This window comes from Herpetosiphon geysericola (genome assembly GCF_001306135.1).
Classification (GTDB): Bacteria; Chloroflexota; Chloroflexia; order Chloroflexales; family Herpetosiphonaceae; genus Herpetosiphon; species Herpetosiphon geysericola.
Map to the genome: position 1 here is coordinate 80124 of NZ_LGKP01000006.1, position 13138 is coordinate 93261.

Sequence of the window (13138 nt, forward strand, 5' to 3'; positions counted from 1 at the left end):
TGTGTCCAGCAGTGATGGTGCTTCACGTGGCCTCGTTTGTTTATGGGTTTATAATACTGCTGCTTAGCCATAATCAATGAAACACTTTCGCAACGTATCGTAGCGACTCCTTCACCTGCTTAGGCTGGTAGCCGCACGCTCCAACCAGCCAAATCCTGCTCAGGTTGGTATTGCCAAATCAACAAACCATCTTGAGCTAGCCCACTAACCAACTTGGCAAGCCAGGTCAGATCCGCCTCGTTGCCCAGCCAATCTTGCTTAACTTGCGGCCCCAAGCTTGCCAAATCGAGGCTTTGTTGCGCTTCAAGCGCCCGCAGCGCATCGATAATTCGCCCGCGAAAATAGCGATTGGAGCTATGAAACGGTTGCTCGGCAGCCTTTTTGCGGGGCTTGATCACTGGTGGTTGCCACATATCAAGCTGGGTATTGGCCTCGCGCCAGATCGCATAGGCTCGACAATGCTGATTGAGCGGGCAGCGCCAGCATTGCGGCTTGGCTGCGGTGCAAATCAAAGCTCCTAACTCCATAATTGCTTGGTTCCAAGCCCAACCTTGGCCTGGTGGAATTAATTGTTGGGCATAATCAATCAAGGTTTGTTCAGTGGTTGCTGGTGGTGCATCTTCGGGGCCAACTAACAAGCGCCGCACTACCCGCCGAATGTTGGTATCAAGAAACGCCACATCACGCTCGAAGGCAAAACATGCTACTGCGCCCGAAGTATAAGCGCCGATGCCTGGCAAATTGCGCAAGCCTTCGGGCGTATTAGGAAAGCCAGCAGGATCGGCGGGAAAGCCAGCAGCAACAATCGCTTGGGCGGCACGTTGCAAATTAACTGCCCGCCGATTGTAGCCCAAGCCTTGCCACGAACGAATGACATCGGCGGTTGAGGCGCTAGCCAAGGCTTCGACGGTGGGAAACAGCGCCAAAAAAGCCTCATATTTGGGAATAACCCGATCAACTTGGGTTTGTTGCAGCATCGTTTCCGACACCAAAATATAATAGGGGTTGCGGGTGCGTCGCCACGGTAAATCGCGCCCATTGGCCTGAAACCACGCCAACAGATCGGTTTGCAATGCGCTTGTTTCGTTCATAGCTCTTTCTGTTCTAAAATGTTCTAGCTTGATCGTACCATAAACTCAGCAAATTGGCTGCAAGATCAGTCTTTTGGCGCTAGAAAACGAACAATTGTGCGGCTATACTAAACCTACTTATTCATTGTATGGGGAGGACTCTTGATGAGTCAGACGCTTGAAACAGGCTATGTTGCTGTTGATGGTGGTGAATTGTATTATGAAGCGGTGGGCAGTGGCTTGCCGTTGGTTTTTATCCACGCTGGGGTGGCCGATTCGCGTATGTGGGATGCCCAAGTTGCCCATTTTTCGCCGAAATATCGGGTTATTCGCTATGATACCCGTGGCTTTGGCCGCTCCAAAACCGAAGCCGTCAGTTTTTCCAATCGCCAAGATTTGTTGGCTGTGCTCGATCATTGCAAGGTTGATCGGGCGATTTTGATTGGAAATTCACGCGGTGGCAGTATCGCGATTGATTCAACCTTGAGCTTTCCTGATCGGGTCAAGGGCTTAGTGGTGCTTGGCTCAGGCCTGGGTGGCTTTGGCTCAGAAGAAATTCCCCCCGATTTGGTGGAGCCAATTGGCAAAATGCAAGCCGCCCAAGAAGCCAAAGATTGGGCTTTATTAGCCGAATTAGAAGCCCGCTTTTGGGCCGATGGGCCAAATCAGCCAGCAGGACGCGCCGACAATGCTGTCTATGAAGTTGTGCGCTCAATGACCTACGAGAATTATATCAATCAGCCAGTTGAAGCCGCTGCCCAACCATTAGATCCGCCAGCAATTGGCCGTTTGGCAGAAATTCAAGTGCCATTGTTGATTTTTATTGGCCTACTTGATGAAGCAGATTGTGTTGAAGCAGCGAAATATATGGCCGAGCATGTGACCAATGCCCAATATGTGGCCTTCCCCGATGTGGCGCATATGGTCAGCCTCGAAAAGCCCCAAGAATTTAATCGGATTATTGACGAATTTATCGATCGCAATCACTTGTAATTAATGAATTGGCCCAGCCCGACCATTTAATAAAGGTTGGGCCAATGTATCGTCGAGCATGGCGATTGTGCGGTGCAGGTGTTGCCGCCGCTTAGTAGTTTGATACAAAATCCAGCCCGCCCCAGCAAAAAAGAGTGAAGCTAGCATATTCGTGGTCAAAACCATTGAAACCATGAGGTCAGATGGAGTGCTGAAACTATGCGCAATAATGTTCATGCTGCTAATCATCGTCAGATAGGCAGTTGAGAACAGAATGACCGTGCGCAAGCGTTGCCAGCGGGCTTGACGAATGCATAAGCCAATCACAATAAATGTAGCAATGCTGGTGAAACTAAGCAGCAAAATGAATTTGCTTGGGCCTGCTTGGCGGCCAAGCATCAACGCCGTAAAACCCTGAATGCCACCAATCGTGAGGATTGGCGCAAGCCAAATTTGGGCCGAGCGCCGTAGCTGCAAGGCTTGTTGGCCATGCCAAAGTGCATAGGCCAAACACACAAAACCTGGGGTTAAAAATTGAAAGAGATCGATCGACCACCCAAACAGACTTTGCCCAGAGCTTAATTTGCTGAAGCGATTCAGCGACGATAATGCACCGCCAATGGTTATCATCAGTGCGCCAAGCCCTGCCAAATAGCCACTTTCCTCATCCATCAAGCCGATCATGCTGGTGATCCACCATAAAGCAGCGGTAGTTAATGAAAAGGTAAGCAAATCGCCTGCTGCGAGCATCCAAATTGTTTGCATAAAGCGCTCCTGGTTATTGGGTTGGCTAGCGTGGTTCCCAAACCCATTCATCATGGAGAATGCGCCAAATTTGGTTGGGAAAACGATCTTGATTAATGGGAATGCCAATAAAACCATCGAAACCAGCATTCCGCGTTCGTTCTACATCATCGATCATAATATTGGCGGTTAAGGCGATAATTCGCGTGCCAATGAGTTTTGGATGGACTCTTAATATTGGCAACTGGGCAAATGCTGCGCGTAAAGGCCGTTTAATATCATACAAAATTAAGTCGAACAAGCCTGATGTTGGTGCATCAAGCATCGTAATTAACGATCGGCCATCGCGGCAACGTACACACGAACGCACGCCAACTTCAGCAATCAACAGATCTTGCACGACAAAAAAGGTATCGTCACGATCTTCAACGACCAGCACATGGGCAAAGGTTGGGTCTATCATAGCGCTGTCTGTTTCGTCTGTGGGTCAAAAATCACAACTTCGGGCGTAAGATTTTCGGCAATCGGCAGGGTAAAGCTAAAGCTCGAACCGCTGCCAAATTGGCTTTCAGCCCACATTGTGCCGCCTTGTAATTCTACCAAGTGCCGACTAATTGGCAAGCCCAAGCCAGTGCCTTGCTGGCGCTGTGCCGAGGCAGCTTGCTCAACTTGGTGAAATTCCTCAAAAACCAAGGGCAACTCGTGAGCGGGAATCCCTGCGCCTGTATCAATCACCGAAATTTGCACCATGCCATCGCTTTCGAAGGCGCGTAGCGTAATGCCCCCGCTATCGGTAAATTTGGCAGCGTTGGAGAGCAAATTAAGCAAAATCTGGCGTACCCGCACTTTATCGCCGCGGACTGGCGGAATTTCTTCTTCAACATCTGCTTCGAGGTTCAGCCCTTTGCTTTTGGTCAATCCAACCGCGGTGGCCATCACCCCATTGAAAATTGGCTGTAAATCAAGCAATTCGAGCTGCAATTCCATCCGTCCTGCTTCAATTTTCGAGAGATCTAAGATGTCGTTGATTAGGCCAAGCAGATGCTCGCTATTGACCAAGACCCGTTCTTGCAGCTCAATTTGGCGCGCCGTTAGCTCACCATAGCGTGGTTTGCCCAAAAACTGGGTAAAGTTGATGATTGCGTTAAGTGGCGTGCGCAATTCGTGCGACATATTGGCCAAGAAGCGGGTTTTCAAGGTATTAGCTTCGTCGGCAACAGTCCGCGCGACTTCTAGCTCTTTGTTCAGCACTTGCAACTGGCTATTCAAGCGCGATTGCATCTCATACGCGCCTTCAAGCTCCAAGAGTGTGCGGGCTACCCGCGCCTCGCTGACCCGCAACCGTTCGGCGCGGCGCTCGGCCAAACGATGGCTTTCCATGGCCCATTCGACGGTTGCCACTAAGTCGCGGGTGGCAAGCCAACTGGTGAGGGCTGCCAAAACTAAGATTACGATTGGTGGTGTAAAGGTGGTAATAAATTGGGTAATCGAGCCATAATGATTGGTGAAATTGGTGGCCGAAGCAAAGCCAACTGAGAGAAAGATAATGACAACCAAGACAACCACAGTAAATGGTGCCCGTGGTGAATACAAAATCCCAGCCACAATGACTGCGAGCACCAGCGAGTAGGCCATAAATTCGGTTGTGCCAGGCAGCAAAAACAAACTAATGGTTGGTGTGCCCACAATCGAGAAGAAGAATGCGCCACGAGCTAGGCGAATGTTGTTGTAGCGCAAGCCTAAAAATGCTACGCCTGTGCCAATTGCAAACAAGGCCCATGGCGGGCCGCTAAGGGCATAATTACTTGGGTTGCCAGTAACTTGGGTTAGCAACATGGCAAACCAAAATACCCCAAAGCCCAAGCACAAATAAATCAAAATCGTGAGTGTATCGAGCCGAAACGATAGGAGATTTTCCTGAAGGCTGGCATCAATTTGATCGCGTTCTTCCATCGTGGGGCCACCGTTCAGTTGCATTAATTCGATTGGGTTGCGAATGCTTGATTATGGCTCAAAATCATACCATGATTTTGCAATTATTGTGCGTCTGATTGCGCTAAATCAACCTGTTGCGTTTGGGCCAAACCAGCCCAATCTTCACGTTTCCACCGATATGGCAATTGCACGAATGTGCCTGCTTGGCGGGCCTGCATCAAGAGATCCAAGCCATGCTTAATTAACAGTTGTTGCTGAACGACGTTGTGCGGCTCGCCTAACACATGGCCAAAGGGAAACTTGACGCTCACGCCACGGGGTACACCAAGTTGTTGGGCGATCTCAGCCAGCAGAAAAAAGCTGACCGTACTAATGCCAGCTGCTTCCAAGACCCGCGCGATCAGTCCCACGGACTGGTTGCAAATCCCTCAGGCAGGAGTCAGCACTGCTGCTGTAATTCCAGCAGCGCGTAAATTGCGGGCAACTGTAGGCGCGGTTTGCTTGATTAAGGTGTCGATATGCTCGTCGGTAATATGGCCCATAAAGCTATAGCATGGCCCGAGGTGCTGAATTGTGCCCTGGGCTGCGAGCTGTTGAAAATGGCTGATTGGTAGAACGATATTAACATCCTGATCAGCATCACGATGATCATAATAATCGTGGGTAATCATCAAATCATTGGGCTTCGCGCTGGCTGGAATCAAGCGAAAGCTGGGGTCGCCATGGGGATCGTGCATATCAAAAGCTGAATCGCTGCGCAGATGAACGCCGCCAGTTGTGATTAAACTAATTCGTTGTTGAGCCAGCGTTCCACGCACCGCAGCCCATGGAATATGAGCTTCAACCGTTTGAACCTGAAAGCGTTTGGCCCAACGCTGGCCAAGCCCAGGCATTACTCGATAGAACCAAGCCCCAAGTTGATTGAATGCTCGCCGCATTGCCAAACTCCAAGCATCAAATGTGCAATTGTGCTATTGGCAGTGTAGCATGGCAAAAATTGTTGGGCAATAAAAAACAGCACCAATCACAACGATTGGTGCTGTTTGTGCTTACGAGCAAGCCTAAATTAGGCTTCGGTTGCTGGGTTAAGAATCGCTTCGATCCGTTCTTGGTAGATCTTCTTGGGACCTGCGCCAACAATCCGATCGACCTCTTGACCACCTTGGAAGAAGATCAAGGTAGGAATCCCTTGAACCCCGAATTTCATGGCATTGCCACTATCTTCATCGGTGTTTACCTTGGCAATTAACAATTTGCCTTGGTATTCATCGGCCAATTCTTCGAGCACAGGGGCGATTGAGCGGCAAGGTCCACACCATGGTGCCCAGAAATCAACCAAAACCGGAATATCGGAATTAATCACTGCTGATTCAAATTCGGCATCGCTAACTGCTAATGGCTTGGCCATTGAAAGTCCTCCTTGATAGCTTGTGCATTGCTGCACCTGCATGTAGTGTAGCACGTTTTTGATAAAAGCTAATAAGCGTTATATTAATGTTTAGGTGCTACTCGGCAGCGCTAAAACGTTGTTGTAAGGCTTGCTCAATTGCACTAGAAACCTCATTGGGAGTGCCATCAGCATCGATCAAAATCAACAAATCGCGTTCGCCGTAGTATTGGAGCAATGGCTCAGTTTTGGCATTGTATTCAGCTAAACGGCGTTTGATGGTATCTGGTCGATCATCATCGCGCTCGATCAATTGGCCGCCGCTAGCACGACATTGATCTATGGCTGCTTGATCACTGATATGCAAAATTTGGTCGGGCTGGCCTTTGATGCGGCAGATGCGGCGGCCACTCAAGCGCCGAATTGCCTCTTCATCGGAGAGCGTGAGCGCAATGACTACTTCAAGCGGGCGGTTGATTGCTTGCATCAATTGATCAAGGCTTTGGGCTTGGCTGAGCGTGCGCGGATAACCATCGAGCAACACGCCAACGTCGCTGGGAATAGTTAGCAGCCATTCGTTCAAGAGCTTGTTCATCAATGTATCGTCGACCAAGCGGCCAGCGGCCATCACCTGGGCAACTTCTTGGCCCAGCTCCGAGCCAGTTTCGACAGTTTGGCGCAACCGTTGACCAGTCGAGATGGAGTCAATCGCTGCTAATTTATCTAAATAGGCTGCTTGAGTCGATTTCCCCGCACCTGGGGGGCCAAAAAGAATGAGGTTAAGTGGTTTCATCCCTATACCTCGGCATTAAACAAATACTATACCCTATCTTATCACAGCCGTTTGGTGCTGATGTAGCGTGTTTAAAACAAAACAACCGCGAATATTCGCGATTGTTTTTTGGTGCCGAGGGTGGGAGTCGAACCCACACTCCCTTGCGAGAACTACGCCCTGAACGTAGCGCGTCTGCCAATTCCGCCACATCGGCTAAGGGATTTGCTGCTAAAGCAACGTTATCAAGTATAGCAAATCTTCAACGATTGTGCAAGTTGGGGCTAAAAAACTTCAGAGCCGCAGTTGCGACTCTGAAGTGCTGTAGATACTCACATATTTGCTGTTGACTCTCGGTTGCCCTGAAATACTCAAAAATTATTGTTGTAGTTTGGCAAGCTCTTCGCTGGTAATCATGCGAAATTGGTTGCTGCTTGCATCGTTGATATACACCATTTCTTCTTGCTTGACGCTCACCAACATATCCAAACGTTGGTCAGCATTGACATCAGCAAAGCGCAGACTAACAGGAGTTAAGTCTTCGCCGGCCCCAAACAGGTATGGGCCAACAATGGTGCGAGCCTTGGCTGGGTCGCCACCAGGCATTTCGACAATGACGATCCGGCGTTCCATATTCATTGCGACAAAGTGCGACGGCAAACCATTGGTTTCGTCGTGGCCAACGAAGGCGGTGGTTTGCATTGTGCGCGGGCGGCCATATTTTACATCGTCGTATTTAACTTTGAACCACGAGACAATGGGGCTGAACATCGCATTGGCCAAAATCAACGCTAAGATAATGGTGATAGCATAGGCAAATTTGTTATGCACACCAAACGACACCGAGCGACTTGCGTAGCGTTGCCGCGTTTGCGGAAGGGTAATGACGGTGGTAGGTCTCGTGCGGCGCACAACCTCCGCTGAACGTAGATCGCGACTTGTAATGGCCATAGCGAACCTCCTGTGAGTCAACCATTTGAGAACAAATATGCTGGCTGTGAGTATAGTAGAACATGCGTTCTGTGTCAAGCGAAAAGCAGCCTTTTTGCTTGCTAACTCTTTGATTGGTTGTCGTAAGGCCAATATTGATTTATTTAGCGACTGAATATCTCACTACATGTGTCCAATGTGGATTAGCCCAAATTTCGCCATGAGTTGGCTCAAATATGTTCAATGCCTGCTGATCATCAGCCAGAAAACCCAGTAGCCACGCAGTTAAGTAGCCGCGATAACTGCCACCATCATCTTCGATTTCTGTATGCCCAGCGCCAACTGAGATTGCCAAAAAGCGCTTATGCGCGCTTGATTGTTCTAAACTGGCTTGGTTGGCAGCAGCCGGCGAGACAATCAGATCGCGGGTTCCACTTAGAATGAGCCACGGAACGGCGATTAAACTTGGATCATAGGTGTGTGCTTCATCTGTCCAGCGCTGTTGCGGTAGCGCATTGGTGATCAAAGTTTTGATCATCTGGCCTTGTGGATAGCGATTGGAGGCATTGATTATTCCAGTCGCGCCTTGCGATGTACCAACAGCTCCGATCTGATCAAGCTGAATTTTTTGAAATAAAGCATTAGTTGGGTCTGCATTGGCAGCAATTAAATAATCGAGAGTTTGAATAATCGCCGCCCCATCGCCAGTATTTTCACTATAACTATCAATCACAATAAATCCCCAACTTGCCAGATGTTCAAATAAACCAGCATATTTTTCTGGCGAAGCAATCGTCCCATTGCCCCAAATAATTACTGGATATGCACGCACTAAATCAGTTGGATAATATATAATTGCTTTTTGCTGATCGTTCAGATTGACTTGATTGTGGTTAATTGCTAAGCTTCCATGCTGCGAATAATTAAATTCCAATGGATACGCAGGATCAAAGGCATAAGTGCTGCGTTTACCAGCGGTGAATTTCAGCCCGATGATACAGAGCAAAGTTAATACGATAAAACTGCCTAAAAATCCCCAAAGTAGTTTTTTCTTGCCTGCCATATGTGCAACCTCATCCGAGCCAAATTACGCTCATTTTAGCCAATTTAGCAAATTGGTGCGTCTTGCATGCCAAAAATTAGAGGTTTGTGTATCTAGGGTTGGTTGTAGCGCTACGATTGTCAGTTTCTACATCACAAGGAAGGCTGCGATGATTCCAATACGCCGTGTTATGAGTATGTTGATTGTAAGTAGTATGATGATTGGTATCGTCCCTTCAAAAGCTGTTCAATCAACCGCGTCCACTGTTCAGCCCGTCGCCCAGCATGCCACATTAAACGATATTCTGCTTGATGCCGAACATTCAACCCTTGATTTGGAAACCGATCCATGCCCTGAGCCTGCTGCAAGCGTTGATTTGCCTGATTTGGAGCCGGCACCTAATCAGCCACAAAATGCCTCAGTCAAGCATACCAACCAGGCTTTACCACCTACAAACTACCCGTTGAACTGCGAGTTTGCTCGCAATCGGGAAATTTTGGCAACGCTTAGTCCTGAATCGTTCAGCCTTGAAAATGCCAATCAAGCCTTTACAACTGAAGCATTGGTTGTGCCGGATGCTAGCCAAATGCTGATGTTTGAATACATCGTTGGGCGCAAAACAGCTGATAGCATGACCCCACTGTATGTAGAAGTATTGAGTGGGGCAAACTTTGCGACGGTGACCAATATTAGCAATTGGCGGATTAAGGGCCAATATCGGCTTGGCTGGCAAACAGGCCGATTAAATATTCAAGCATTTCGGGGCCAAACGATTAAGATCCGCTTTATTAATGATTGGTGGTGGATTGATCAGCCATCGGCCCAAGTACGCAATCTGCGCTTAGTCCAAGAAATCCCTGATTGGGAGCTATCGACTATTGGCGAATTTGCCATTCATAATGATCATTTGATCGGCGCGTATGCGGTGATTACCGGGGCCAGCGCTAGTCTTATTTCTGCCCCCATCAATCTAAATCAGCAAGTTCAAAGCCTGACATTTCGTTACCGAACTGGGCGTTGGCAAAGCGATCGTACCGCACCGCTTTTTGTTGAGATTCTAAGTGGTACAACATTTGCAACTGTCACTAATATTGATCAGTGGACGCTGCAAGGCCGATTAACTGATGGTTGGCACGAAGCAGTGCTGGATGTTCAGGCATTTCGTGGTCAAACGATTAAAATCAAAATTATCAACGATTGGTGGCCACACGATCCTCAAGTTACGGCGATTGATCGTTTCACATTTAATAGATCCGTACCTGGTTGGGATATTTCAAATGCAAGTTTTGTGCGAACTAATACAGCAGCACTCCCATCAGGAACCCCATTAAACGTTGATTTTGAACAAGATTTTATCGCCTTTGATGTGATTGAAAACCCTGATTTTGAACAAGATCAACTCGTGCTATCTGAACTACAACAGCCGCTGATCAATCTTGAAGGCCTGCAAACGAGGGCAAGTAGTGTTGATTTTGGCGTGCCATCTGCAGCAACCAGTATTCATTTTGAATATATGGTCGGCGATGTTGATGATGTTAATAATACTCGTCGGCTACTGGTAACGCTATTGAGCGGCGAAAACTTTGAAATTCTTGAATTTCCTCAAGGTCATACCTTTGTAAGTTCGAGCCAAGCAGGCTGGCAACAAGGTCGAATTGATTTGGTTGGCTATCGTGGGAAAACCATCAAGCTCCAGTTTATTAATGATGCGTATGGGCGCCCAATCAGCCAGATTAAAGCGTTCAAACTTGTTCAAGATGTACCTGCTTGGCAAGTGCAGAATCATCAATTTCTTAGCATTGATCACAATCCAACCCAAGGTAATTATGGATATCTGTATGGCCATGCAACGCAGCTAACCTCGCTAGATTTTACTGTTCCGCTGACTGCTCAACAGGTGCGCTTCGATTATCAAGCGGGCTTTAGCGACAATCCTGCTGCACGCCAGCGAGTTGCAATCAGCATCTTGAGCGGCAATACCTTTGAAATTGTCCATGCGCTTCCAGCCGATTCTTTGCTTGGTTCAACCGATCAAGGCTGGCAAACTGTAGCGCTTGATTTGCAGCGCTTCCAAGACCAAACAATTAAGCTTCAATTCACCTTAGAAGCCCATAATACTGCCTATTTGCGGTTAGATAATCTTCAAGTAGGCCACGTTCTAGCTGGCTGGTCGAGCAGCGAGCATACGCCAATTATGCTTGAAACCCGTGATTCGAATCGCCAAGTTGTGCGATTTGCTGGCAGTAACGCGCGTTTTACCAGCGATGCCTGGACTGTGCTATCCGATACTGAAGCTCTCCAATTTAACTATAAAACTCAACACCCTGATGCGTGGTGGCGTTCGGTGATTGAGGTTTATGTGTTAAGTGGCGACGGCTTTGAAATCGTTACGCCGATTGATGCAGGCTTAGTCTATGGTTATGGCAACGACCCAAATAATGGTTGGCACGAAGCCCACTTAGGCTTGGCTCAATTTCAAGGCCAAACGATTAAGCTCCAATTTAAGCATCAAGGTCATGGCTATTCGACTTCTTGGCTGGATAATCTTCAGTTAATTGCTGGCGAAACGCGGGCAAAACAAGCAGCCCAAGATGCTCCTGATCATGCTTTTATCGAAATCTCACGCGCTGGTCAGTATGTTACGAGTTCTAGTTTTGAACTCGCCAGCGATAGTCAATTCTTGCGTTTTGTCTATCAAGTTGGCAATAAAGATCATGGGAATGCGCAACATCATTTGGCAGTTGAAGTACTTTCAGGGGCTAATTTTACAACCATTAGCAGAATCGATCAGTATCAACTGTATCATTCGCTTAACGATGGCTGGAAGATCGCACAATTGCCAATTCAGCAATTCCAAAATCAAACGATTAAAATTCGCTTTATCGCCCCTGGTTGGGTTTCTGCCCCAATCGTGCGGATTGATAAGGTTGCCTTGCTCAATCCACGAGCAAGCATTACCGGCCCAATCAATGTTCCTGGCGTGACATATTTGAATGTACCACTTGCTGAATTAGCCGGAATTACTACCCCAACGACAATGACAATAAATTCCTTAGTTATTTATGATGAGTATATGGAAGTGGCAGGTCACGTGCATTATAGCAATAAGACTTATCCATTTGCCTTGACTGGTGATTTGTATCACTCTAGTCTAGGAACACCTGGTGATATTGTGGCTGATCTTCAAGACACCACTGGAACCTTTGAAGCCCTTTATTTTGCTCTACGTCAACAACCATTTGGGCCTCAAGCCAATCCTTCAATCGTTGATCAAAATCTCTCGTTATATCTCCAACGCCATGGAACACGAGAGGCTACATTAATTGATCTAGGCTTAGATGATTCACTGAGTGCATTGTTAAGCCCAATATTCGAGCTGCCAGCGCTTATTAGTGCTAATTATGCTGACGATTACTGGTTTGGCAAGCTTCTTGAACCTCAATCTACTTTTGAAGCATTAGGTGACCCTGACGAAAAGAAGTGGACATGGAAGCGCACCACGATTGGTAAAGATTGCACATTATTACAACGGCTTGATTTTGGTGTCGTAGTTTCAGTTCCAGATGGAAATATTGGTCAAAATAGCGGCAAATTTGGAAGTCAACTGGAAGTATTGGGATCAATCTCTAATGGTTATGTAACACCTGGACAATCGTGGCCAGCAGATTCATGTGATATCTATGATGCTGATAATGCTGGCGTTACTTTAGGCTCTAGAGATGATCCCGTGACTGTTAAAATTGTGTCCTCAGGTAACAATTTAACGGGCAATGATGCCCAAGGTGATTATTTGAGTGATGCAACCTTTGGGGGCGATGCTACTCGATTTAAAGGTAATCAACTCTGGTTTGATCAATTTATTGGCGATTTGATCAAATCGGTTGATATGGTTTCAAAACTATTTTCAATCCCGATTACTGTTGGTGATGTATCACAATTGTTCCCAGAAAGTACACCAGATATGGGAAATAAACCTTCCTTATCAAATAGTATGATATTAAATGACTGGGATGATAATCCTAATACAAAAATAAAAGTCTTACGTGTACCATTTCAGCAATCTGTACTCGTTAAACAACGAGATTATTTTATGGTTTCTGCTACCATTGCATGTAAGAAACAAAATAGTAATCGAGATATGTTGGTGAAAATATATTGGGATATTCCACTTTATGATAATGTTTCCAGAAAAGAATTGAATGTTAATTTATATAATAGAAGCTTTTTGGTCGATTATAAGAGTGGTCCTTGTAATAATTAGGTAGTTTGAATAGCGTAGGAATTAG

Annotated in this window: 12 protein-coding genes and 1 tRNA gene; 2 read left to right on the plus strand and 11 right to left on the minus strand. The window is 47.1% G+C overall.

The annotated features are described in order from the left end of the window. Positions 1 to 119: 119 nt before the first annotated feature. Positions 120 to 1091: an A/G-specific adenine glycosylase gene (locus tag SE18_RS02635; RefSeq protein ID WP_054532869.1), complete on the minus strand. Its 972-nt coding sequence runs from the start codon at positions 1089 to 1091 to the stop codon at positions 120 to 122. Positions 1092 to 1235: 144 nt separating this feature from the next. Between SE18_RS02635 and SE18_RS02640 the strand changes: the two genes are divergently transcribed. Next, entirely contained in the window at positions 1236 to 2063 is an 828-nt protein-coding gene (locus SE18_RS02640) for an alpha/beta fold hydrolase (RefSeq protein ID WP_054532870.1), read from the plus strand. Here SE18_RS02640 and SE18_RS02645 read toward each other — a convergent pair whose 3' ends face one another. The 10 genes from SE18_RS02645 to SE18_RS02690 all read right to left on the minus strand — a co-directional run bounded on the left by SE18_RS02645 (position 2064) and on the right by SE18_RS02690 (position 8873). Then, positions 2064 to 2807 carry a hypothetical protein gene (locus tag SE18_RS02645; protein WP_054532871.1) on the minus strand — a complete coding sequence of 248 codons (744 nt, stop codon included), beginning with the start codon at positions 2805 to 2807 and terminating at the stop codon, positions 2064 to 2066. A 25-nt stretch (positions 2808 to 2832) separates the two neighbouring features. Further along, on the minus strand, positions 2833 to 3249 hold the full coding sequence (locus SE18_RS02650) for a response regulator (RefSeq protein WP_054532872.1): 417 nt from the start codon (positions 3247 to 3249) through the stop codon (positions 2833 to 2835). Further along, positions 3246 to 4739 carry a sensor histidine kinase gene (locus SE18_RS02655; protein ID WP_054532873.1) on the minus strand — a complete coding sequence of 498 codons (1494 nt, stop codon included), beginning with the start codon at positions 4737 to 4739 and terminating at the stop codon, positions 3246 to 3248. Before SE18_RS02655 ends, SE18_RS02650 begins: the two co-directional genes overlap by 4 nt. A gap of 83 nt (positions 4740 to 4822) precedes the next feature. Continuing rightward, a complete protein-coding gene (locus SE18_RS02660; protein ID WP_054532874.1) occupies positions 4823 to 5131 on the minus strand; it encodes a hypothetical protein in 309 nt (102 codons plus the stop codon). Positions 5132 to 5149: 18 nt separating this feature from the next. Continuing rightward, on the minus strand, positions 5150 to 5659 hold the full coding sequence (locus SE18_RS02665; protein WP_054532875.1) for a glycine/sarcosine/betaine reductase selenoprotein B family protein: 510 nt from the start codon (positions 5657 to 5659) through the stop codon (positions 5150 to 5152). Between the two features lie 128 nt (positions 5660 to 5787). Next, positions 5788 to 6129: a thioredoxin gene (trxA, locus tag SE18_RS02670; RefSeq protein ID WP_054532876.1), complete on the minus strand. Its 342-nt coding sequence runs from the start codon at positions 6127 to 6129 to the stop codon at positions 5788 to 5790. Positions 6130 to 6226: 97 nt separating this feature from the next. Continuing rightward, positions 6227 to 6901 carry an adenylate kinase family protein gene (locus SE18_RS02675; protein ID WP_054532877.1) on the minus strand — a complete coding sequence of 225 codons (675 nt, stop codon included), beginning with the start codon at positions 6899 to 6901 and terminating at the stop codon, positions 6227 to 6229. Between the two features lie 109 nt (positions 6902 to 7010). Further along, positions 7011 to 7097 (minus strand) — tRNA-Leu (locus SE18_RS02680). 161 nt (positions 7098 to 7258) lie between these two features. Further along, a complete protein-coding gene (locus tag SE18_RS02685) occupies positions 7259 to 7831 on the minus strand; it encodes a hypothetical protein (protein ID WP_054532878.1) in 573 nt (190 codons plus the stop codon). Between the two features lie 139 nt (positions 7832 to 7970). After that, positions 7971 to 8873, minus strand: coding sequence for a poly(ethylene terephthalate) hydrolase family protein (locus SE18_RS02690; RefSeq protein ID WP_054532879.1), 903 nt, complete (start codon positions 8871 to 8873; stop codon positions 7971 to 7973). An 886-nt stretch (positions 8874 to 9759) separates the two neighbouring features. On the opposite strand from SE18_RS02690, the gene SE18_RS02695 reads away from it, so the two are divergent. Continuing rightward, positions 9760 to 13113: a hypothetical protein gene (locus SE18_RS02695; protein ID WP_152976535.1), complete on the plus strand. Its 3354-nt coding sequence runs from the start codon at positions 9760 to 9762 to the stop codon at positions 13111 to 13113. Positions 13114 to 13138: the final 25 nt, after the last annotated feature.

Bases quoted from the DNA above. Each gene is read 5' to 3' on its own strand.
- SE18_RS02645 (WP_054532871.1), bottom strand. From the start codon at position 2,807: ATGCAAACAATTTGGATGCTCGCAGCAGGCGATTTGCTTACCTTTTCA.
- SE18_RS02635 (WP_054532869.1), bottom strand. From the start codon at position 1,091: ATGAACGAAACAAGCGCATTGCAAACCGATCTGTTGGCGTGGTTTCAG.
- SE18_RS02690 (WP_054532879.1), bottom strand. From the start codon at position 8,873: ATGGCAGGCAAGAAAAAACTACTTTGGGGATTTTTAGGCAGTTTTATC.
- SE18_RS02675 (WP_054532877.1), bottom strand. From the start codon at position 6,901: ATGAAACCACTTAACCTCATTCTTTTTGGCCCCCCAGGTGCGGGGAAA.
- SE18_RS02685 (WP_054532878.1), bottom strand. From the start codon at position 7,831: ATGGCCATTACAAGTCGCGATCTACGTTCAGCGGAGGTTGTGCGCCGC.
- SE18_RS02640 (WP_054532870.1), top strand. From the start codon at position 1,236: ATGAGTCAGACGCTTGAAACAGGCTATGTTGCTGTTGATGGTGGTGAA.
- trxA (WP_054532876.1), bottom strand. From the start codon at position 6,129: ATGGCCAAGCCATTAGCAGTTAGCGATGCCGAATTTGAATCAGCAGTG.
- SE18_RS02665 (WP_054532875.1), bottom strand. From the start codon at position 5,659: ATGCGGCGAGCATTCAATCAACTTGGGGCTTGGTTCTATCGAGTAATG.
- SE18_RS02655 (WP_054532873.1), bottom strand. From the start codon at position 4,739: ATGGAAGAACGCGATCAAATTGATGCCAGCCTTCAGGAAAATCTCCTA.
- SE18_RS02650 (WP_054532872.1), bottom strand. From the start codon at position 3,249: ATGATAGACCCAACCTTTGCCCATGTGCTGGTCGTTGAAGATCGTGAC.